Origin of the sequence: Sinomonas atrocyanea (assembly GCF_030812675.1) — a bacterium.
GTDB lineage: Bacteria > Actinomycetota > Actinomycetes > Actinomycetales > Micrococcaceae > Sinomonas > Sinomonas atrocyanea_B.
On sequence record NZ_JAUSTE010000008.1, the window covers coordinates 117,355 to 136,499 of the forward strand.

Here is a 19,145-nt window from a genome sequence, read left to right on the forward strand (position 1 = left end):
GAGTCCTTCTCAGAGGGCCGTGACGGTCACGGCAGAGGGGGTGGTCTGGTTCGCTGCCGGGACGGTAGACCCCGGCAGGGACGCGGCGGCGGCCCCGTGGGCCACTGCCTGGCGCAGGCGGCCCTCAGCGTCCGCCCCAGTCGAGTCGGCCAGGAGGTACCCGGCCAAGGAGGAGTCGCCGGCACCGACGGTGCTGACGGCCCTGATGGGCGGGTGCGTGGCGTGCCACGCACCGTCCCGTGTCACGAGCACGGCACCCTTCGACCCCAGGGTCGCGAGCACCGCTCCGACCCCGGCGTCCACGAGTGCCCGTGCCGCCTTCGCGGCGAGCGCCGGGGAGGCCTCGAGCTCGGCCGGCGTACCCGTGTCCTGCAGGCCCACGAGTCCGGCGAGCTCCGCGAGCTCGTCGGCGTTGGGCTTGAGGAGCTCTGGCCTGCCCGCGAGGGAGGCCGCGAGCGGCGCGCCGGAGGAGTCGACGGCGATCTTCGGCGCGCTTCCGTCGGCGGACGAGCGCAGGCGCTCGGCTGCCGTGGCATAGAAATCCTCGGGGACCCCCGGGGGCAGTGATCCGGCGAGGACCACCCAGGACGCCCCGCGGGCGCGGTCGACGAGGAGGGCGAGCAGGGCTTCCTGGAGGGCCAGGGAGAGCTCGGGCCCGGGCTCGTTGACCTTGGTGGTGACCCCGTCTGGCTCCGTGAGGGCCACGTTCGAGCGCAGCGGCGCCCCGATGGGCAGCGCCGCATACGGCACCCCCGAGGCGGCGAGGCCGGCGACGACGGGATCGGAGGCGTCGCCCGGGAGGACGGCGAGGGTGTCGAGACCGGAGGCCCGCAGCGCGCGGGCCACGTTCACGCCCTTGCCGCCGGACTCCTGACGCACCGAGACGGCACGCTGGACCTCGCCCCGCAGCAGGGGTGCGCCCAGCTCGACCGTGCGGTCCAGGCTCGGGTTCGCGGTGAGGGTGACGATCATGGCTTCCCTGCCTCTACAACGTCGACTCCGGCCTCCTCGAGGGCGTCGGCGACGTCCCCCTCGGGTGCCCGGTCGGTCACGATGGTGTCCAGCTGGTCGAGGCGCGCGAACTGCACGAGCGTCTCGACCCCGAACTTGGTGTGGTCCACGAGGGCCACGACGCGGCGCGCGCAGCGCACGAAGGCGGCCTTGACGGCGGCCTCCTCGGCATCCGGCGTGCTGAGCCCGAACTGGGCGTGCAGGCCGTTCGCCCCCACGAAGGCGAGGTCCGGGCGGAGGCGCTCGACGGCGTCGACCGTCGCGGGCCCCACGGCCGCCCGGGTGAGCGGGCGGATCCGTCCGCCGAGCAGCTGGACGTTGAGGTTGGCGTCCGCCGCGAGCTTGTCCGCGATCGGCAGGGCGTTGGTCACGACCACGAGGGGCGGCCCGTCCAGAGGGGTGCCCATGAGGCGCTCCGCGAGGGCTTCGGTGGAGCTGCCGGCGTCCAGGAGGACGCTGCCGGCCCGGGAGGACTCGATCAGGTCCGCCGCGGCGTCCGCGATGGCCCGCTTCTCGAGGAGGTTCTGGATCTGCCGCTCGAGGAGGCTCGCCTCCGCGGTCGCCCCGCGCTCGGCGGGGACGGCGCCGCCGTGGACGCGGCGGAGCACGCCCGCGGACTCGAGCGCCGCGAGGTCGCGACGCACGGTCTCGGTGGTGACGGAGAAGCGCTCGGCGAGTTCGGTGACGCTGACCCGCCCGACCTCGGCGACGCGGTCTGCGACGAGCCGCTGACGCTCTTCGGCGAACATCGACATGCCCGGCACCTCTCCTCTCTGAGCCCCTGATCCAGCCTGTGGTCTCCATCACACGAATGTGGGATTGATTGACTGTATCTGCGTTTGTGTTGGAAAGTCAAGAGGTTCCACATAAACACAGAAGGGCCCGGCGGAGCGTGCGCTCCTCCGGGCCTCGGGGTTCTGGGACGGCCGCTAGATCTCGCGGCTGTCGCGCCGGGTGACGGCCTCCCCGGTCTCGGGGTCCACCAGCTGCCGCGACTCCGTCACGCGCCGCCGCGGGCGCGAGCTGCCCATCATGACGAGCGAGACGATCAGACCGAGCACGCCCACCCCGATCAGGATGTAGCCGACAAGCGTCTGGTCAATGAAGGGGATGAGGCCAGGCGTCACCGCGAATGCGAGGATCGCGCCGATGGCGATGAGGAAGATTGACGCACCGATGCCCATAATGAGCTCCTTCCGCCGCTGCCGGTGCACTGGCAGCGCTCCAAGCCCGCGGGGCGCGGGTCGCCGGTCCTTTTCCCCGCCGGCCGCCCTCCGAAACAGTGGGCTCCGCCTCGGCCGGCCGGGCGCCCTCGGCTACGCCGAGCGCGAAGGGCGGGGGACATGTCCGGCGCCCGGGTCTAGCCTGTGCAGATGGTGAAGAAGAACATTGCCCTGCGGATCGCGCAGGACACAGCGCACCAGACGATGTTCGACGCCCGGGGCCAGGCGACTCCCCGCGTCCACCGGGCGCTCCTGGCGGCGGTGGACGTGCAGCGCCCGCTCGTGCTGGCCAACCTGCGCCGGCTGCGGCGCCAGCATCCGCACGATTCCCCCGCCCAGCTCGCGCGCCGCCTCGAGCGCCGGTACCTCACCGCGGTGGGCGGCACGGGCGCCGCCGTGGGCGGCACTGCGGCGATGCCGGGGCTGGGGACCATGACGTCGCTGGGCCTCTCCGCTGCCGCGACCGTGGGCTTCCTCGAGGCGACGGCCCTGTACGCGGCCTCGATCGCGGAGCTCCACGGCGTGCACCTCGAGGACCCGGACAGGGCCCGCACCACGATCATGGCGCTCATGCTGGGGGAGGAGGGCACGGCCCTGCTCTCCGCGCTGGGAGGCCAGGCCCTGGGCCGCGGCGGACACCCATCCAGCGCCTGGGGGGTGGCGCTGAACCGGTCCGTGCCGTCCTCGGCGGTCAAGGCCATCCAGGGCACCGTGCAGCGGCGTTTCCTCCGGTGGCTGCTCAAGCGGCAGGGCGGTGCGCTCGTGGGCCGCGCCCTCCCGTTCGGGGTCGGCGCGGTGGTCGGGGGTGCCGGCAACTTCCTGATGGGACGCGCCGTGGTGCGCGCGGCCCAGACGGCCTTCGGCCCGGCACCCGAGGTGCTGCCCGCGGAGACGCCCCAGCAGGCCGTCGAGCGGGAGATCGAAGAGCGCCGCACGAGGATGCTCGAGGGGCGGGCCGGCACCGAGCCGCTCGCGGACTGAGCCGCCGGCCGGACCCCGTGCGCGCCGGACGCCGCCGCGCCCGGGCCGGCCCCGCGCCGTCGTCCGCCTAGCCGCCGAACACGGCATGCGCCACGGCAAAGATCAGTAGCCCCGCGAGCGCGCCCACCACGGTGCCGTTGATGCGGATGAACTGGAGGTCCTTGCCGACCTGGAGCTCGATCTTCTCCGAGGTCTCCTGGGCGTCCCAGCGGGCAACGGTGTCCTCGATGACGCCCGCGATGTCGTCGCGGTAGGTCGCCACGACGTACGACGCCGCATCCGCGACCCACGCGTTGACCTTCCCGGCCAGCTCCTCGTCCTCGACCAGCCGCGCGCCGAAGTCCCGCACCGCGGTCGTGAACCGCTGGTGCAGTTCGCTGCGGGGGTCCGAGACGGCCTCGAGCAGCACCCGCTTGAGGGTGGCCCAGGTCCGGCCCGCGAGGCTGCGCACCTGCGGGTCGCCGAGGACCTGCGCCTTGATGCCCTCGACCCGGGCGATCATGACCGGCTCGTGCTGGAGGTCCTGGGCCAGCTCCCGGAGGTAGGCGTCGATGGAGCGGCGCACCTGGTGGTCCGGATCTGACTGCACGGCCGCGACGAACTTGGACAGCTCGATGTAGATCTTGTCGCCCACGAGGTCGTTCGCGAAGCTCGGCACCCACGAGGGCGAGCGGTCCGAGACCACGCGTGTGACGGCCTCGTAGTTCGCCGCGACCCAGTCCGCCGCCCGGTCCACGAGCAGGTCCACGAGCTGGTGGTGGTGGCCGGCCGCGAGGACCTGGTCGGCCACCCGGCCGAGCGGCGGCCCCCACGGCGGCGCGAGCAGATGGCGCCGGACCATGCCCTCGATCACGGCCTGCACGTCGTCGTCGTTGAGCACGGTGAAGGCCCCGCGCACGACGGCGGCCCCTTCCTTCGCGACCCGCTCGGCGCCGGCGGGGCTCGCCAGCCAGGTGCCCGCCTTCCGTGCCACGTCGACGCTGTCGAGCTTGGCGCGCACCACCGCCGAGGAGAGGAAGTTGTCCCGCACGAACCCGCTCAGGGACGCCCCGATCGCATCCTTGCGCGTGGGGATGATCGCGGTGTGGGGGATGGGGAGTCCCATCGGGTGCTTGAACAGCGCGGTGACGGCGAACCAGTCCGCGAGCGCTCCCACCATGCCGCCCTCCGCGGCAGCCCGCACGTACTGGAGCCACGCGTACTGCTCCTGGAGCGCGAAGGAGACCGCGAAGACCACCGCCATCCCCATCAGGAGGGAGAGGGCGAGGGCCTTCATCCGGCTCAGGGCGGCGGCCCGCTCGAGATCGGTCGGGCCGGGGCCGGACTCCGCTCCCGGGCGCGGGCCGGGGGTGCGGTTCAGCGTCACCATGACTCAACCCTACCGGCGGGGGCGGACAGCCGAACGCCCCGCCTGCGGGGGGACAGGCGGGGCATCCGGGGTCTGAGGGGGCTGGCCGGGGAGGGGCTCAGCGGGCGGCCACGGCCTCCTGGGCGTCCGCGAACGCCTTCCAGCCGAGGTAGCTGCCCTCGAGCTCGACGACGTCGTAGCCGGCGCGGCGCAGCGTGCTCGCCGCGACCGAGTTGCGGACGCCGCTCTGGCAGTAGCTCACGATCACGCCCTCGGACGGGAGCTGGTCCGTGTGCCACAGGACGCGGCCGGCGCTGAGCTGCTCGGAGCCCGGGATGTGGCCCGCGGCGTGCTCGGTCTTATTGCGGACGTCGAGCACGAGGGCGGCGTCGAAGCCCTCGAGCTCGGCGGGGTCGAGCGTGCGGGGGGTCGTCAGGGGCAGGCCCTCGAGGGTGGGCGTGAAACCCGCGACGTTGTCGATGCCCACGCGCACGAGCGAGTCCCACATGCGCCCGGCGGCTTCCTCGTTCTGGGCGAGGAGCACGAGCGGGCGGGAGTCGGTCTCGGGATCGTAGGCCCATCCGCCGTAGGTGGCCATCTTGCCGCCTGCGGGGATGTTGAGGGAGTGCGCCACGGTGCCCTGGTGGACATCGTTGTGGTTGCGGGTGTCCACGAAGGTGATCCGGTCCGCGGCCAGGTCTTCCGCGATGGCCTCGGGGGCGAGCTCGGGGAGTGCGCCGCGGCCGCCCATGACGGCGGGTCCGAGGCGGTTCTGGCGCTTCATCCGTCCGAAGTAGGCGTGGGCGTCGGGCTGGCCGTCGAGGAGCTCGCGGACAAAGCCTTCCTCGTCGTTCGCGGCGAGGTAGGGGGCCCACCAGGCGAACAGGCGCTCGTAGCCCACCGTGGTGGACGGGATGGCGCCGAGGGCCTTGCCGCAGGCGCTGCCGGAGCCGTGGCCGGGGTGGACCTGGAGGTGGTCCGGGAGGGTCAGGAACTTCTCCTTGAGGCTCGTGAAGAGCTGGCGCGCGCCCTCGAAGCGGGTGTTCACGCCGCCGGCGGCCTCGTCGAGCAGGTCGGGGCGGCCGAGGTCCCCCGAGAAGACGAAGTCGCCCGAGAGGAGGTAGCCGGGCTGGTCGCTGAAGGCGCCGTCCTTGACGAGGAACGAGAGGTGCTCCGGAGTGTGGCCCGGGGTGTGCACGGCGGTGACGGTGATGTTGCCCAGCGCGATGGTGCTGCCGTCCATGAGCCGCTCGGCCTCGAAGCCGTACTGCCAGTCCTCGCCGCCCTCGCCCGAGACATACAGCTCTGCGCCGGTGGCAGCGGCGAGCTCGCGGGACCCGGAGAGGTAGTCCGCGTGGATGTGGGTCTCGGTCACCGCGACGATCTTCATGCCGTTCGCGGCGGCGAGCTCGAGGTACGGGGCGATGTCGCGGCGGGCGTCGACGACGAGCGCCTCGCCCTTGGCCTGGCAGCCGATCATGTAGCTGGCCTGTGCCAGGTCCTGGTCGTAGATTCGCTCGAGCAGCATGGCTCTCCTTCCATCGAGATACCCCAGGGGGTATTGCTTCACTCAAGAATAGTACCCCTAGGGGTATGACGCAATCTGGGCGTCGGATGGGTCCGATACCCTTGCGCCATGACCACCCGCCCCCTTGTCTATGCCCATCGCGGCGCGAGCGCGCGCTTCGCGGAGCACACGCGTGCGGCCTACCTCCAGGCGCTCGCCGACGGCGCGGACGGCGTCGAATGCGATGTCCACCTCACCCGCGACCAGCACCTGGTCCTGCTGCATGACGCGAACCTGGACCGCACCTCGAGCGGCACCGGGCCCGTGGCAGAGCGGACCCTCGCCCAGCTCCGCGAGCTCGACTTCTCGTCGTGGAAGGGCGTCCGCGTCCCGGACGAATTCGGCGCCCAGAGCCAGCAGCTGCTGACGCTGCCCGAGCTCCTCGACCTGCTCACGGCCTCCGGGCGCGAGGTGGGGCTCGCGATCGAGCTCAAGCACCCGAGCCCGTACCGCCGGGCGCTCGAGGACCGTGTGCTCGAGGCGCTGCGCTCCCGCGGCTGGGAGCCCGAGGAGTCGCGGGTGGGCGGCATCCGGGTCAGCTTCATGAGCTTCGACGCCGAGGCCATCGAGTACCTCCTGGCCTCGGTCCCGGCGCGCCATGTCTGCATGCTCGTCGACGACGTCTCAGTCGAGGAGCTGCGCCAGTCGGCCGCGCTCGGGGCCCTCACCGGCGGGGCGGTCGCCAACGTGCTCAAGGCAGCCCAGATGGACGCCGAGGCGATCCTCGACGAGGGCCGCGCCGGGATCGCCGGTCCCGGGATCCGCTACGTCCGGGACCACCCGAACCGCGTGCGCGCCTGGCTCGGGGCAGGGCTCACCTTCCGTGTCTGGACGGTGGACGCGCCCGAGGACGTGGAGCACTGCCTCGCCGCCGGCATCCAGCAGATCACCACGAACCGCCCCGCCGAGGTGCTCGCCCAGCTGGGGACGGCCCTTGGCTGACGCGGATCCTCTCCCCGAACCCGAACCCGAGCCCGCGCACGAGCCCGAGCCTGCGCACGACGGCGCGGGGCCGGTGCCGCTGCGCCGCTCGCCTGCGGCGCGGATCGGCCTCTCGATCGCCGTCGCGACAGGCCTCTACGGCATCTCCTTCGGCGCACTCGGGGTCGCCTCGGGGCTCGACGTCCTCCAGACCGTGGCCCTGAGCCTGCTCATGTTCACCGGCGGCTCCCAGTTCGCCTTCATCGGCGTGCTCGCCGGCGGCGGCTCGGGGGCCGCGGCCACCGCCGCAGCCACGCTGCTCGGGGTGCGCAACGCGGTCTACGGCATGCAGCTCAACGCGATGTTCGCCCCGGCCGGCTGGCGCCGCTTCGTTGCCCCCCAGTTCACGATCGACGAGTCCACTGCGACCGCGGTGGGCCAGGAGTCGCCGACCGAGCAGCGCCGGGGATTCTGGGTGGCAGGGGTCGGGGTGTTCGTGCTCTGGAACGTCTTCACCGCGGTGGGCGCCCTGGCAGGCAACGCCCTCGGAGACCCCAAGCAGTGGGGGCTCGACGGCGCCGCCGTGGCCGCCTTCCTCGGGCTCCTGTGGCCGCGCCTCAGGGGCCGCGAGCCCTGGGCCATCGCCGTGGTCTGCGCGCTCGCGACCGTGCTCGCCGTGCCGTTCGTGCCTCCCGGGGTCCCGATCCTCATCGCGGCGCTCGTCGCCGCGGTCCTCGGATGGCTGAGCCACGAGCGGGCTGCCGCCGGCCGGCCCTCCGCGGGCGCCGGGGTGGAAGGGCTGGGGCCTGATCTGGATCCCTACTCCCGCCGCGACCCCCACGGGGACGAGGGCCAGGACGGGGAACGGGCATGAGCCTGTGGGCCTGGATCGTCCTCGCGTGCGCTGCCGCGTACGCGCTCAAGCTGCTCGGCTACCTGCTGCCGCGCCGGTGGATGGACAACGAGCGCATGCTGCGGGTCGCGGGCACGGTCACCATCGGGCTGCTGGCGTCCCTGACCGCCGTCAACACGTTCGCGAGCGGGCAGTCCCTCGTCCTCGACGCCCGCCTCGGCTCCCTCGCCGCAGCGGCCGTGGCACTGCTGCTGCGGGCCCCGTTCCTCGTGGTGGTCATCGCCGGCGCTGCAGCGGCGGCGCTCCTGCGCCTCCTCGGCTGGGGCTGACCGGCCCCCGCCCTTCTGGGGGTCACCTCCTGGGGGTCACCTTCTGGAAGTCACCTCCTGAGGGTCACCTCCCGGGAGTCACCCGGGGGGGGTCAGAGGGGGAGCTCGACGCCCGGGATCGGGCCGAGGGGCGGCAGCGGCCGGTTCTCGCGGTGGGTGCGGATGGCGTCCTCGACGAGCGCCACGTAGCGCTGCCACGCGAAGGACCCCGGCTCCAAGGTGTCGCCGGCGCCGATGAGCATCGCGACGAGCCGCACCATGTCGATCAGCTGGAGCTCCTCGCGCAGGGTCCCCTCCCGCTGGCCGCGCTGGAGCAGGACCCCGAGGGACTCGATGAGCTTGCCGGCAAGTCCCACGAGCAGGCTCCGCCGGCCCGCGACGGCGGAGAGCAGGTTGTGCTCGTCGTTCGCCACCTGCATGACCGCGCTGAGGACCTCGACGAGGCCGGAGGCGGCGTCGGGGTTCTCGAGGGCCATCTCGGCCACGGGCTCGACCTTGACCTTGATCTGCCGCTCGACGGCGGCGAGGACAAGCTCGTCCTTGTCGGCGAAGTTCCGGAACAGCGTGGCCGGCCCAACCCCGGCGCGGTCCGCCACGGTCTTGAGGGACACATTCGGGCCCTCCTCGCGGAAGCAGTCAAGGGCCGCCGTGATGATCTTCTCGATGTTGCGTGCCGCGTCGGCGCGCATCGGCTTGCGCCACGCCCGTTCCTGCTGCATGCCTCAACAGTACCCATCCGAGAGTCGGGGTGCCGCCTATATGACGGCACGCTCTCAACCTTGTCGCGGCCTCGGCGGTGGCACACTGGTGCGCATGATCGTCGCCTTTTCCGTGTCCCCGTCCGGCCCCGCGCCCGACGCCGGCCGCCCCGCCGAGGCGCCCGGCTCGCCGTCGTCCGCTCCCTCCGACTCCGTCCACGAAGCGGTCGCGGCAGCGGTCCGGGTCGTGCGGGAGTCCGGGCTGCCCAATCGCACGAGCTCGATGTTCACCGAGCTCGAGGGCGAGTGGGACGAGGTCATGGACGTCGTGAAGCGGGCCACCGAAGCCGTGGGCCGCTACGGCTCGCGGGTCTCACTCGTGCTCAAGGCCGACATCCGCCCGGGCCACACCGGCGAGATCACCGGCAAGGTGGAGCGGCTCGAGCGGGCGATCGCGGGCCGGGCACCGGAGCAGCCGGGCGGCTGACGCGCCGGTCGGGCGGGACGCTGTCGCGGCCCCGGCGCGAAGTGCCAGACTGGCGGCATGGTCGAACATGTCGCGCAGCCCGAATGGACCGAGGTCGAACGCTGGCTCACGCGGACCGTCGTCAAGCCAGGGCCCGAGCATGAGCGTGCCCTCGAGACGGCCGGGGCACGCGGCATGCCTCCGATCGAAGTCCAGCCCACATCCGGCAAGCTGCTGAACCTCCTCGTGCGGATCTCCGGCGCGAGGCGGGTGCTCGAGATCGGCACCCTCGCGGGTTTCAGCAGCATCTGGATGGGCCAGGCCCTGCCCGATGACGGACACCTCGACACGCTCGAGTACCTCCCGGAACACGCGGCCGTGGCCCGCGAGAACCTCGCCGCGGCCGGTCTCGCCGAGAAGGTGACCGTGCACGTGGGCCGCGCCCTCGAGACGCTCTCGGGCCTGTCCGGCCCCTACGACCTCGTCTTCATCGACGCCGACAAGCAGAACAACTCCCGCTACCTCGAATGGGCGGTCAGGCTCGGGCGGCCGGGCACCGTGGTGGTGCTCGACAACGCGGTGTGGGAGGGCACGCTCCTGCACCCGGAGGGCGGGGACTCCGACGCGCCGTTCATCGTGGAGTCCCTCGAGCTCCTGGGAGGCCCCCTCTTCGACGCGACCGTCGTGCAGACGGCCGGGTCCAAGGGCTGGGACGGCTTCGCCCTGGCCGTGGTGAGGTAGCGGGCGGTGGCCACCAGCAGCGCGGCGCCGGAGCCTGCCTTCGAGATCGCGGATGCCACGCCCGAGGACGCCGAGGCGCTGCTCGCGGTCAAGGACGCCTCGTGGCGCGAGGCCTATGCCCACCTTCTCCCGGCCGCCTTCCTCGAGGGCGGCCTCGGCGACTCGCCGGCCCGCACCGAGGGCTGGCGCAGGTCGCTCTCCCCGGAGTCGCCCGCACGGTTCGCGCTGGTCCGGTCCCGCGGGCGCGTGGTCGGGTTCGCGGGGGCCGGGCCCGCCCGCGACGACGATGCCCCCGCCGCGGAGGAGCTTTATACCGTCTACGTCTTGGCCGAGCTGCACGGCACGGGCGCCGGGCAGGCGGTCGTCGAGCGCGTCCTCGCAGACCGCCCGGCCTCCGTGTGGGTCTTCGAAGACAACCCGCGGGCCCAGGGGTTCTACAGCAGGCTCGGCTTTATGCCCGACGGTGCCCGCCACCTCGAAGAGGTCGGAGGGACGCCCGTGTACGAGATCCGCATGGTGCGCGGCGCCGGCGGGGGTGCCTGATGCCCGCCCAGCAGGGGCCGGGCCCGTCGGCGGGCCTCTACCCCATCAGCACCGGCAGCGCGGAGCTCGTGCCGGACGGCGACTCGCGCGACGGCTGGCTCCTGAAGATCAACGGCGTCCAGAGTTCGCACATCGTCCTGTCCGACCCGCTCCGGCTCGACTTCGAGTACATGCGCTGGATTGTGGCCCTCATCGAGGACCGCTTCGACCCCGCGCGCACCGACCGGCTCCGCGCCCTCCACCAGGGCGGGGGCGGCTGCTCCATCCCGCGGTACCTCGCTGCGCGCTACCCGGACGCGCGGCAGGTCGTCGTCGAGCTCGACGCGAAGCTCGCCGAGTACGTGCGCGGATGGTTCGACCTGCCGCGGGCACCGCTGCTGCGCCTGCGCGTCGGCGAGGCCCGGGAGGTCACCGAGGCGCTGACCCCGGCCACCCGGGACGTCGTGGTCCGCGACGTCTTCGCCGGGTCCACCACCCCTGATTCCCTGACCACCGTCGAGTTCATCGAGGCCTCGGCCCGCCTGCTCGACGCGGGCGGCCTGTTCCTGGCGAACATCGGCAGCGCTCCGGACCACGTCTCCGCGAGGACCGAGGCGGCCGCGATCGCCGCCGTCTTCCCGCACACCGCCGTCGTCGCCGACTCGGCCATGCTCAAGGGCCGCAGGTACGGCAACTTCGTGATCGCCGGAAGCACGACGCCGATCCCCGCCTCACCGGCGCTCCGTCGCCGCCTGCTCGGCGGCGGACTGCCCGCCCAGGTCTGGGACGACGCTCAGGTCCGCGCGTGGATCGGGACCGCCGAACCGCGCCGCGACCCCGCCCCTCCACCGGAGGTGGACGCGGTGGATCCGGACGCCCTGCCCTGATCGCCTCCCCGGGGCCGCCACGGCGGTCAGCGCTCAGGAGGCGGATCCGCGCGGCCCAGGAGCAGGGGGCGCGAACGCTCCATCTGGGCCCGCAGCGCGTCCGCCACGGCCGCGACGGCTGGCTGCCGGTAGGAGTCCGGCCGCAGCACCATCCAGTACGGAAGCTGCTCGCGGAAGTAGTCGGGGAGGAGCCGCACGAGGTCGTCGTGGCGGTCCGCCATGAAGCACGGCAGGAAGCCGATGCCGGCGCCGGCCCGGGTCGCCTCGACGTGCACGAACACGTTGGTCGACGTCAGGCCGTCCCGCATCTCGGGCGCGAGGCGCCGGGGGGCGTCGAGGTCGTCGATCTGGAGCATCGAGTCGACGAAGTAGACGAGGCCGTGGCGGGCCAGCTCCTCGGGAGTCTGCGGGGCGCCGTGCCGGGCCAGGTACCCGCGGGAGGCGTACATCCCCAGCGTGTACTCGCCGAGCCGCACGGCCTGGGCGCGGTGGACCTGCGGCTCACCCTCCACGACGACCTCGATGTCCACCCCGGAGCGCTGCTGGAGGGCCCGGCGGGTGACCGTGACGAGCTCCACCGTCAGTCCGGGGTGCTCGGCCCGCAGCCGAGCTATCGCGGGAGAGGCGATGTAGGCGCTGAAGCCGTCCGTCGCCGTCATGCGCACCACCCCGGTGATCGGGTCCTCCCCGCCGGGTCCCAGGCGCCCCACCGCGTCGGCGACCTGGGCCGCCACGCCCACGGCGCGCTCGCCGAGCGGCGTGAGCTCCCACCCACCCGCGGCGCGGGCCAGCACGCGGCCCCCGAGCGACTTCTCGAGGGCCGCGATCTTGCGCGCCACGGTGGTGTGGTTCAGGCCCAGGCCCTCGCCCGCCGTCGTGAATTTCCCGGAGCGGGACACCTCGAGGAGCACGAGGAGGAGATCTGCTGAGGGCGGGGCCGGCGTCATGGGGAAAGCCTAGGGCCCCCTCTGCAAATCTGCACATGATCCGTGCTGGATTGCCCATTGAAGGCGCAGACCTGCGCAGGGAATACTCGTCGGGACATGTGATGGGCGTCATACCGTGAAGACGCCCGCGAGGCCCCGTTTGTGAGCCGTGTCAGCGACGACACCCCAGGAGGCACCCCATGAGCGTGAACCAGCGCTCCGCCGGCAGTACCGAGCAGCCGCTGCTCAAGAAGATCGTCTCCGCCTCGATGGCGGGCACGGTGGTCGAGTGGTACGACTTCTTCCTCTACGCCACCGCGTCCACGATCGTGTTCAACAAGATCCTGCTGCCCAAGATGGGCAACGAGTACGACGCGATCATCGCCGCGTTCCTCACCTACGCCGTGGGGTTCATCGCCCGCCCGCTCGGCGGCATCGTCTTCGGCCAGATCGGCGACAGGATCGGGCGCAAGCAGACCCTGCAGATCACCATCATGCTCATCGGCGCCGCGACCGTGCTCATGGGCTGCCTGCCGACCTACGCGCAGATCGGCATCTGGGCGCCCATCCTCCTCGTCCTCCTCCGCTTCATCCAGGGCCTCGCCCTCGGCGGCGAATGGGGCGGCGCCGTCCTGCTCGTGGCCGAGCACGCCCCGGACGAGAAGCGGGCCTTCTGGTCCTCATGGCCCCAGGCCGCGGTGCCGCTGGGCAACGTCCTCGCGACCGTGGTCCTGTGGATCATGACCTCGGCCCTCTCCGCCGATGCCTTCCTCGTCTGGGGCTGGCGCGTTGCCTTCTGGCTCTCCGCCGTCGTGGTGATCGTGGGCTACGTCATCCGCACCAAGATCGACGAGGCGCCGATCTTCCAGGCCGCCAAGGCCGAGCTCGAGACCGAGAAGGCCGCCGGCTACGGCGTCTTCGAGGTCCTCAAGCGCTACCCGCGCGGCGTCCTGGTCGGCATGGGCCTGCGGTTCGCGGAGAACATCATGTACTACCTCGTGGTCACGTTCTCGATCGTCTACCTCGGCACCGGCCTGAAGATGAACACCGCCTCGATCCTCGGCGTCATCGCGATCGCGCACATCTGCCACTTCTCGATCATCCCGGTGATCGGCCGCTTCGCCGACCGGATCGGCCGCAAGCCGGTCTACCTCGCCGGCGCGATCCTGGGCGGCACGTGGGGCTTCTGGGCCTTCCCGGCCTTCGGCACCAAGAATGTGCTCGTCATCCTGTTGACCATCATCGTGGGCCTGGTCTTCCATGGCCTCATGTACTCCGGCCAGCCGGCCATCATGGCCGAGATGTTCCCGACCCGCATGCGCTACTCGGGTGTCTCGATCGCCTACCAGGTCACCTCGATCGTCGCAGGCTCGCTCGCCCCCGTCTTTGCCACCGAGTGGCTCAAGGCCACGGGCTCCTGGTGGCCGACTGCGGTCTACCTCGCCGCAGCAGGCGTCATCACCGTCATCGCCGTCCTCGCCATGCGCGAGACCAAGGGCGCCTCGCTGCACGCGCTCGACGCCGCCGACGCCGCCCGCTTCCAGGGCAAGGTGTCCGAGGCAGGGGCCCGCGCATGAGCCTCGACGGCCGCAAGGCACTGGTCACCGGCGGTGCGGCGGGGATCGGCGCTGCGGTCGCGCGCGGGCTCGCCGACCGGGGCGCGCACGTGGTGGTCGCCGACCTCGACGGCGGCGCCGCCGAGAAGCTCGCCGCGGACCTCGGGGGCAGCGCATGGGCCGTGGACCTGCTCGACACTGCCGCGCTCGAGGACCTGCGGCTCGACTGCGACATCCTCGTGAACAACGCGGGGATCCAGAAGGTCGCCCCCATCCAGGAGTACGACCCGGAGGCCTTTCGGCGGATCCAGAGGCTCATGGTCGAGGCGCCCTTCCTCCTGGTCCGCGCCGCACTGCCGCACATGTACGAGCGCGGCTGGGGCCGGGTCATCAACCTCTCGTCGGTGCACGGCCTCCGCGCCTCGGCCTTCAAGAGCGCGTACGTCACGGCGAAGCACGCCCTCGAGGGCCTCTCGAAGGTCACCGCGCTCGAGGGCGCGGAGCACGGAGTGACGTCCAACTGCATCAACCCGGGATACGTCCGTACCGCGCTGGTCGAGAAGCAGATCAAGGACCAGGCCCAGACCCACGGCATCCCCGAGTCAGAAGTCCTCGAGAAGGTCATGCTGACCGAGATGGCGATCAAGCGGCTCGTCGAGCCCTCCGAGGTGGCCTCCCTCGCATGCTGGCTTGCCTCAGACGACGCCGGCATGGTCACCGGGGCTTCCTACACGATGGATGGCGGCTGGTCGGCCCGGTAGGGCCGCGCCCCGTCCGCCAACCCGGGCACAACGACACAACTCAGCGCCGTTTCCGCCCCGAAAGGGGCCGAAGCGGCGCTGAGTTGCGTCGGAATGCCCGCGGGCGCCGAGGGCTACGCCCGCACCCGGTCCCCATCCGGTGAGACCACGGGCAACGGAGCCGTCTCATCCCGCAGCCCCGGGCGCCGCCGCCCGTCGCCGCGGACCCACAGGGCATACGCGCCAGCCAGGAGCGCGACCCACACCCCGCCCACCACGAGGGCCACCCGGGTGTCCTCGAACCAGCCCAGGAGCACCGTGACGAACACCATGAATGCGATCGCGAGGACCGAGGCGGCGGGCCACAGCGGGGACGGGAACTCGCTCGGCGCGAGCGCGTACCGACGGATCTCGCGCTTCATAGCCACGTGGCTCGCGAGGATCATGGCCCACACGAACACGGTCGCGAAGGTCGCGATGGAGGCGATGACCGTGAACACGTCCGCGGGGATCACCGCGTTGAGCACCACGCCGACGGCGAGCACGCCGGTCATGACCACCACGGTCATCCACGGCACCCCGCGCGCCGACACCTTCCCGAACGAGGCTGGCGCATGGCCCTGCTGCGCGAGGCCGAACAGGACGCGGCCCGCCCCGAAGATGTCGGAGTTGATCGCGGAGAGCGCTGCGGTGATGACGATCGCGTTGAGCACATTGGCCGCCCCGGGGATCCCGAGACCGCTGAAGATCTGCACGAAGGGGCTGCCCTGGGCGCCCACCTGGTTCCATGGGAACAGGCTCATGAGCACGCCGAGTGTGAGCACGTAGAAGAGCAGGATCCGCACGGGCACGGTGTTGACGGCCTGCGGAATGGCCTTCTTCGGGTCCGCGGCCTCGCCGGCCGTCACCCCGATGGTCTCCACGCCCCCGAAGGCGAACACCACCACCGAGAAGCAGGCGAGCAGGCCCCCGAAGCCGTTCGGGAGCAGGCCGCCGTTCGCCACGAGCTGGTGCACGCCCGCCTGCCCGCCTGAGGGCGACGAGAAGCCGAACGCGATGAGGGCCGCGCCGCCGGCGATCATGGCGATGATCGCGGCGACCTTCACGAGGGAGAACCAGAACTCGAGCTCGCCGAAGACCTTCACGCTGAGCAGGTTGATGGCGGTCAGGACCAGGATCACGGCGGCGATCCACACCCACCGGTCCACCTGCGGGAACCAGAAGCCCATGTAGATGCCGAACGCGGTGATGTCCGCGAGGGCCACGATCGCCATCTCGAAGACGTAGGTCCAGCCCGTCGCGAAGCCCCAGAAGGGGCCGAGGTACCGGCCGGCGTACTGGCTGAATGACCCGGAGACGGGGTGGCGCACGGCCATCTCGCCGAGCGAGCGCATCACCATGAACACGGCGGCGCCGGCGATCATGTAGGCGATCAGGACCGCCGGGCCAGCCGCCTGGATGGCCTCGGCGGAGCCGTAGAACAGCCCGGTGCCGATGGCCGACCCCAGGGCCATGAACCGGATGTGCCGGACGTTGAGGCCGCGGCTGAGCGCGGCCGGCTGAGTGGTCTGCATGGGATCCTCACGTCGTTGGGAAGGGCCTTCGGGCCAGGCTCCTCCCACTGTGCCGGGCCCTGCGCGGCTGTGAGTGGCGTCACCACCAGAGGGTGTCTCGCATCCCAGATGCCGGCATGGTGCGGAAGTGTCCGGAATCCCGGACGGTGAGCGGACGACGGCGGCTGCGCGCCCGGCGTCGTCCGGCCCACACTGGGGGTGGTCCGGGATTGCAGACACAGGCGCAACCCGACCGAGACCGGAAGGAGTCCCCATGCCCACCACCGAGGGGCGGGAGAAGTCGAAGGTGCCCGCCGCGGAGAGCACGCTGCGGATCCTGCGCCTGCTGGCCTCCCGGCGCGGGCCGCAGCCGGCCTCGGCGATCGCGGCGCAGCTGGGCCTGCCTCGCTCCACGGTCTACCACCTGCTCGCGGTCATGGAGGAGAACGGGTTCGTCCTCCACCTGCCCGAGGAGCAGCGGTACGGCCTCGGGATCGGCGCCTTCGAGCTCTCGAGCGCCTACTCCCGGCAGGAGCCGCTCTCGCGTCTTGGGCGGCCCCTGCTGGCCGCGCTCGTGGATGCGATCGGGGAGAGCACCCACCTCGCCGTGCTGCACGGCCGGGACGTGCTCTACATCGTCGAGGAGCGGGCCAAGAACCGGCCCTCGCTCGTCACCGATGTGGGGGTGCGCCTGCCGAGCCACCTCACCGCGAGCGGGCGCGCGATCCTGGCAGCGCTGCCGAAGTCCCAGGTCCGCGCGCTCTACCCCAACGCCGCAGCCTTCAGCTCCCGCACGGAGGAGGGGGAGCAGATCCGGTCGTACTCGGCCCTGCAGTCGGAGCTGGACCAGGTGCGCCAGCGCGGCTATGCGACCGAGGGCGGCGAGGTGACGCCGGGGCTCGCCTCGGTCGCGGCCGTGGTCCGGGACCACGCGGGCTGGCCCACGGCGGCCGTCGCAGTGACGTTCGAGGCCGAGCGCGTGCCCGCACAGCGGCGCGAGGAGCTCGCCGCCCGGGTCCAGAAGGCGGCCGGGGACCTCGCCGCAAGGATCTACGGACGCGGCTGAGCTCCCCACCCCCTCCGCGGGCGGCGCCGGCTCACACGCGCACGAGCATCTTGCCGGTGTTCGCCCCGCGCATCATGTCCAGGAACGCATCGACCGTGTGCTCGATCCCGTCCACGATGGTCTCGTCGTAGGCGATGCTGCCCGCGGCGAACCACGCCGTCATCCGCTCCGTGAACTCGGGGGCGAGGTGCAGGTAGTGGCCGAGGGTGAAGCCGCGCAGGCTCAGCCCCCGGGTGATGAGGTTCGACATGTTGTCCGGGCCTGCCGGCCGCTCGGTCGCGTTGTAGGCGGAGATCGCCCCGCACAGGGCCGCCCGGCCGCCGTCGTTGAAGGCCTCGAGCGCGGCCTCCAGGTGCTCGCCGCCCACGTTGTCGAAGAACACGTCGATGCCCTCGGGGGCCGCGGCCGCGAGCTGGCCGCGCACGTCACCGTCCTTGTAGTTGAACGCCGCGTCGTAGCCGTACTTGTGGGTGAGGAGCGCGACCTTCTCGGCCGAGCCCGCGGAGCCGATCACGCGCTTGGCCCCGAGCAGCTTGGCGATCTGCCCGGCGGCGGTGCCCACCGCGCCGGCCGCGCCGGAGACGAACACCGTCTCCCCGGCCTTCAGGCCCGCGATCGCGGTGAGGCCCACGTAGGCCGTCATGCCGGTCATGCCCAGGATGTGCAGGCGGGCCGAGAGGGGCACGCCGGGGACGTCGGGCAGCACCCGGAAGGTCCCGGCGTCGGCCTGGATGACGTCGGTCCAGCCGTGCTGGTGGAGCACGATGGCGCCCTCCGGCACCTCGTCGGAAGCGGACTCGACGACCCGGCCCACGGCTCCGCCGGTGATGGTCGCGCCGAGCGCGTACGGGGCGACGTAGCTCCGGGAGTCGTTCATCCGGCCGCGCATGTACGGGTCGACCGAGACGAACTCGTTGCGCACGCGGACCTGTCCGGGCTCGAGGTCCCCGTACGGGACGGTCACCGTCCGGAAGTCCTCGTGGGTCGGCCACCCCGAGGGGCGGCGGACAAGTTGGATCTGCGTGCTGGAGGTCTGCGACATGCTGGGGGTCCCTTTCGCCGGAACTGAGGTCCATCCGTATTCTGTAACGACCGGTCCACCATATACTGGACTGAACGTTACAGAAAGTGGGGTGGCCCGTGGGCAGGACGCAGGCCTTCGACCGGGATACAGCGGTGCGCGCCGCCCGCGCCGTGTTCTGGCAGTCCGGCTACGAGGACGCCTCGGTGCCCGACCTCGAGCAGGCCACCGGGCTGAGCCGCTCGAGCATCTACAACGCCTTCGGGTCCAAGCGCGGGCTCTTCGACGTCGCCGTGCAGAGCTACCTCGACGAGGTCGTCCGCCCGCGCCTGCGCCCGCTCCAGGGCTCCCACGTCGAGCCGGAGGCAATCATCGGGTACCTCGACGGGCTCCGGGAGGCGCTCGCCGGCGCCGGGTCCGCGCCCGCCGCCAACGGCTGCCTGCTCATCAACGCCGCCGGAGCGCCGATCGCCCACGACGCCGAGGTGGCCCGCGTGATCGCGGACTACCGGGACGAACTGCGCGCCGCCGTGGGCCGCGGGGTCCGGGCGCACCTGCCGGCGGCCACGGCGGTTGAGAGGGACCGGCTCGCCGACGCCGTGACGGGGCTCGTGGTGGCAGCCTTCGCCCTCGTGCGCATCGCCCCGGACGAGGCCTCGCGGAGCCTGCTCACCGCCCGCGGCCTCATCGGCTCGTTCCAGACGCAGGCGCAGTAGCCGCAGAGGCTGATGCGCCC

The 19,145-nt window shown here is 72.1% G+C and carries 21 protein-coding genes; 12 read left to right on the plus strand and 9 right to left on the minus strand.

Going from position 1 to position 19,145, the window contains the following annotated elements; all coding sequences use genetic code 11:
- Positions 1–9: 9 nt before the first annotated feature.
- The 3 genes from J2W20_RS12425 to J2W20_RS12435 form a co-directional block, all read right to left on the minus strand.
- Complete coding sequence (locus J2W20_RS12425; RefSeq protein ID WP_307006950.1) at positions 10–972, minus strand: 1-phosphofructokinase family hexose kinase; 963 nt, start codon at positions 970–972, stop codon at positions 10–12.
- Positions 969–1,760: a DeoR/GlpR family DNA-binding transcription regulator gene (locus J2W20_RS12430; RefSeq protein WP_307007063.1), complete on the minus strand. Its 792-nt coding sequence runs from the start codon at positions 1,758–1,760 to the stop codon at positions 969–971. The genes J2W20_RS12425 and J2W20_RS12430 overlap by 4 nt, the downstream gene beginning before the upstream one ends.
- 180 nt (positions 1,761–1,940) lie before the next feature.
- Positions 1,941–2,195: a DUF6458 family protein gene (locus J2W20_RS12435; RefSeq protein WP_307006951.1), complete on the minus strand. Its 255-nt coding sequence runs from the start codon at positions 2,193–2,195 to the stop codon at positions 1,941–1,943.
- 189 nt (positions 2,196–2,384) lie between these two features.
- On the opposite strand from J2W20_RS12435, the gene J2W20_RS12440 reads away from it, so the two are divergent.
- A complete protein-coding gene (locus tag J2W20_RS12440; protein ID WP_307006952.1) occupies positions 2,385–3,215 on the plus strand; it encodes a hypothetical protein in 831 nt (276 codons plus the stop codon).
- 67 nt (positions 3,216–3,282) lie between these two features.
- Here J2W20_RS12440 and J2W20_RS12445 read toward each other — a convergent pair whose 3' ends face one another.
- Together J2W20_RS12445 and J2W20_RS12450 are read right to left on the minus strand one after the other, a co-directional pair.
- A complete protein-coding gene (locus tag J2W20_RS12445) occupies positions 3,283–4,584 on the minus strand; it encodes a DUF445 domain-containing protein (RefSeq protein ID WP_373458011.1) in 1,302 nt (433 codons plus the stop codon).
- Positions 4,585–4,681: 97 nt separating this feature from the next.
- Entirely contained in the window at positions 4,682–6,091 is a 1,410-nt protein-coding gene (locus tag J2W20_RS12450; protein WP_307006953.1) for an MBL fold metallo-hydrolase, read from the minus strand.
- A 108-nt stretch (positions 6,092–6,199) separates the two neighbouring features.
- Between J2W20_RS12450 and J2W20_RS12455 the strand changes: the two genes are divergently transcribed.
- The 3 genes from J2W20_RS12455 to J2W20_RS12465 all read left to right on the plus strand — a co-directional run bounded on the left by J2W20_RS12455 (position 6,200) and on the right by J2W20_RS12465 (position 8,233).
- Positions 6,200–7,072 carry a glycerophosphodiester phosphodiesterase gene (locus J2W20_RS12455; RefSeq protein WP_307006954.1) on the plus strand — a complete coding sequence of 291 codons (873 nt, stop codon included), beginning with the start codon at positions 6,200–6,202 and terminating at the stop codon, positions 7,070–7,072.
- Between the two features lie 73 nt (positions 7,073–7,145).
- On the plus strand, positions 7,146–7,925 hold the full coding sequence (locus tag J2W20_RS12460) for an AzlC family ABC transporter permease (protein WP_307007066.1): 780 nt from the start codon (positions 7,146–7,148) through the stop codon (positions 7,923–7,925).
- Positions 7,922–8,233 (plus strand): AzlD domain-containing protein, encoded by a 312-nt coding sequence (locus J2W20_RS12465; RefSeq protein WP_307006955.1) that lies wholly within the window; start codon positions 7,922–7,924, stop codon positions 8,231–8,233. Before J2W20_RS12460 ends, J2W20_RS12465 begins: the two co-directional genes overlap by 4 nt.
- A gap of 92 nt (positions 8,234–8,325) precedes the next feature.
- Here the strand turns inward: J2W20_RS12465 and J2W20_RS12470 are convergent, their stop codons facing one another.
- Entirely contained in the window at positions 8,326–8,952 is a 627-nt protein-coding gene (locus J2W20_RS12470; RefSeq protein WP_307006957.1) for a TetR/AcrR family transcriptional regulator, read from the minus strand.
- A gap of 94 nt (positions 8,953–9,046) precedes the next feature.
- Here J2W20_RS12470 and J2W20_RS12475 point away from each other — a divergent pair, with 94 nt between their 5' ends.
- The 4 genes from J2W20_RS12475 to J2W20_RS12490 are packed head-to-tail and all read left to right on the plus strand — an operon-like array spanning position 9,047 to position 11,547.
- Positions 9,047–9,418 (plus strand): thiamine-binding protein, encoded by a 372-nt coding sequence (locus J2W20_RS12475; RefSeq protein WP_307006958.1) that lies wholly within the window; start codon positions 9,047–9,049, stop codon positions 9,416–9,418.
- A 57-nt stretch (positions 9,419–9,475) separates the two neighbouring features.
- Entirely contained in the window at positions 9,476–10,138 is a 663-nt protein-coding gene (locus tag J2W20_RS12480; protein ID WP_307006959.1) for an O-methyltransferase, read from the plus strand.
- Positions 10,139–10,144: 6 nt separating this feature from the next.
- Positions 10,145–10,681: a GNAT family N-acetyltransferase gene (locus J2W20_RS12485; RefSeq protein WP_307006960.1), complete on the plus strand. Its 537-nt coding sequence runs from the start codon at positions 10,145–10,147 to the stop codon at positions 10,679–10,681.
- Complete coding sequence (locus tag J2W20_RS12490) at positions 10,681–11,547, plus strand: spermidine synthase (RefSeq protein WP_307006961.1); 867 nt, start codon at positions 10,681–10,683, stop codon at positions 11,545–11,547. The genes J2W20_RS12485 and J2W20_RS12490 overlap by 1 nt, the downstream gene beginning before the upstream one ends.
- A 26-nt stretch (positions 11,548–11,573) precedes the next feature.
- Here the strand turns inward: J2W20_RS12490 and J2W20_RS12495 are convergent, their stop codons facing one another.
- Complete coding sequence (locus J2W20_RS12495) at positions 11,574–12,494, minus strand: LysR family transcriptional regulator (protein ID WP_307006962.1); 921 nt, start codon at positions 12,492–12,494, stop codon at positions 11,574–11,576.
- A 179-nt stretch (positions 12,495–12,673) separates the two neighbouring features.
- Here J2W20_RS12495 and J2W20_RS12500 point away from each other — a divergent pair, with 179 nt between their 5' ends.
- Positions 12,674–14,050, plus strand: coding sequence for an MFS transporter (locus J2W20_RS12500; protein ID WP_307006963.1), 1,377 nt, complete (start codon positions 12,674–12,676; stop codon positions 14,048–14,050).
- On the plus strand, positions 14,047–14,790 hold the full coding sequence (locus tag J2W20_RS12505; RefSeq protein ID WP_307006964.1) for a 3-hydroxybutyrate dehydrogenase: 744 nt from the start codon (positions 14,047–14,049) through the stop codon (positions 14,788–14,790). Before J2W20_RS12500 ends, J2W20_RS12505 begins: the two co-directional genes overlap by 4 nt.
- 113 nt (positions 14,791–14,903) lie before the next feature.
- Here J2W20_RS12505 and J2W20_RS12510 read toward each other — a convergent pair whose 3' ends face one another.
- Positions 14,904–16,343, minus strand: coding sequence for an amino acid permease (locus J2W20_RS12510; RefSeq protein WP_307006966.1), 1,440 nt, complete (start codon positions 16,341–16,343; stop codon positions 14,904–14,906).
- 253 nt (positions 16,344–16,596) lie between these two features.
- Between J2W20_RS12510 and J2W20_RS12515 the strand changes: the two genes are divergently transcribed.
- Complete coding sequence (locus J2W20_RS12515; protein ID WP_307006967.1) at positions 16,597–17,388, plus strand: IclR family transcriptional regulator; 792 nt, start codon at positions 16,597–16,599, stop codon at positions 17,386–17,388.
- A 31-nt stretch (positions 17,389–17,419) separates the two neighbouring features.
- On the opposite strand, the gene J2W20_RS12520 is transcribed toward J2W20_RS12515, so the two are convergent.
- Entirely contained in the window at positions 17,420–18,430 is a 1,011-nt protein-coding gene (locus tag J2W20_RS12520) for an NADP-dependent oxidoreductase (RefSeq protein ID WP_307006968.1), read from the minus strand.
- A 98-nt stretch (positions 18,431–18,528) separates the two neighbouring features.
- Here J2W20_RS12520 and J2W20_RS12525 point away from each other — a divergent pair, with 98 nt between their 5' ends.
- Positions 18,529–19,125, plus strand: coding sequence for a TetR/AcrR family transcriptional regulator (locus tag J2W20_RS12525; protein ID WP_307006969.1), 597 nt, complete (start codon positions 18,529–18,531; stop codon positions 19,123–19,125).
- Positions 19,126–19,145 lie beyond the last annotated feature (20 nt).

Excerpts from the sequence above, each read along its gene's own strand:
- J2W20_RS12505 (WP_307006964.1), top strand. The coding sequence starts at position 14,047 with ATGAGCCTCGACGGCCGCAAGGCACTGGTCACCGGCGGTGCGGCGGGG.
- J2W20_RS12450 (WP_307006953.1), bottom strand. The coding sequence starts at position 6,091 with ATGCTGCTCGAGCGAATCTACGACCAGGACCTGGCACAGGCCAGCTAC.
- J2W20_RS12475 (WP_307006958.1), top strand. The coding sequence starts at position 9,047 with ATGATCGTCGCCTTTTCCGTGTCCCCGTCCGGCCCCGCGCCCGACGCC.
- J2W20_RS12440 (WP_307006952.1), top strand. The coding sequence starts at position 2,385 with ATGGTGAAGAAGAACATTGCCCTGCGGATCGCGCAGGACACAGCGCAC.
- J2W20_RS12500 (WP_307006963.1), top strand. The coding sequence starts at position 12,674 with ATGAGCGTGAACCAGCGCTCCGCCGGCAGTACCGAGCAGCCGCTGCTC.
- J2W20_RS12430 (WP_307007063.1), bottom strand. The coding sequence starts at position 1,760 with ATGTTCGCCGAAGAGCGTCAGCGGCTCGTCGCAGACCGCGTCGCCGAG.
- J2W20_RS12425 (WP_307006950.1), bottom strand. The coding sequence starts at position 972 with ATGATCGTCACCCTCACCGCGAACCCGAGCCTGGACCGCACGGTCGAG.
- J2W20_RS12495 (WP_307006962.1), bottom strand. The coding sequence starts at position 12,494 with ATGACGCCGGCCCCGCCCTCAGCAGATCTCCTCCTCGTGCTCCTCGAG.
- J2W20_RS12470 (WP_307006957.1), bottom strand. The coding sequence starts at position 8,952 with ATGCAGCAGGAACGGGCGTGGCGCAAGCCGATGCGCGCCGACGCGGCA.
- J2W20_RS12515 (WP_307006967.1), top strand. The coding sequence starts at position 16,597 with ATGCCCACCACCGAGGGGCGGGAGAAGTCGAAGGTGCCCGCCGCGGAG.
- J2W20_RS12465 (WP_307006955.1), top strand. The coding sequence starts at position 7,922 with ATGAGCCTGTGGGCCTGGATCGTCCTCGCGTGCGCTGCCGCGTACGCG.
- J2W20_RS12435 (WP_307006951.1), bottom strand. The coding sequence starts at position 2,195 with ATGGGCATCGGTGCGTCAATCTTCCTCATCGCCATCGGCGCGATCCTC.
- J2W20_RS12490 (WP_307006961.1), top strand. The coding sequence starts at position 10,681 with ATGCCCGCCCAGCAGGGGCCGGGCCCGTCGGCGGGCCTCTACCCCATC.
- J2W20_RS12480 (WP_307006959.1), top strand. The coding sequence starts at position 9,476 with ATGGTCGAACATGTCGCGCAGCCCGAATGGACCGAGGTCGAACGCTGG.
- J2W20_RS12520 (WP_307006968.1), bottom strand. The coding sequence starts at position 18,430 with ATGTCGCAGACCTCCAGCACGCAGATCCAACTTGTCCGCCGCCCCTCG.
- J2W20_RS12445 (WP_373458011.1), bottom strand. The coding sequence starts at position 4,584 with ATGGTGACGCTGAACCGCACCCCCGGCCCGCGCCCGGGAGCGGAGTCC.
- J2W20_RS12455 (WP_307006954.1), top strand. The coding sequence starts at position 6,200 with ATGACCACCCGCCCCCTTGTCTATGCCCATCGCGGCGCGAGCGCGCGC.
- J2W20_RS12510 (WP_307006966.1), bottom strand. The coding sequence starts at position 16,343 with ATGCAGACCACTCAGCCGGCCGCGCTCAGCCGCGGCCTCAACGTCCGG.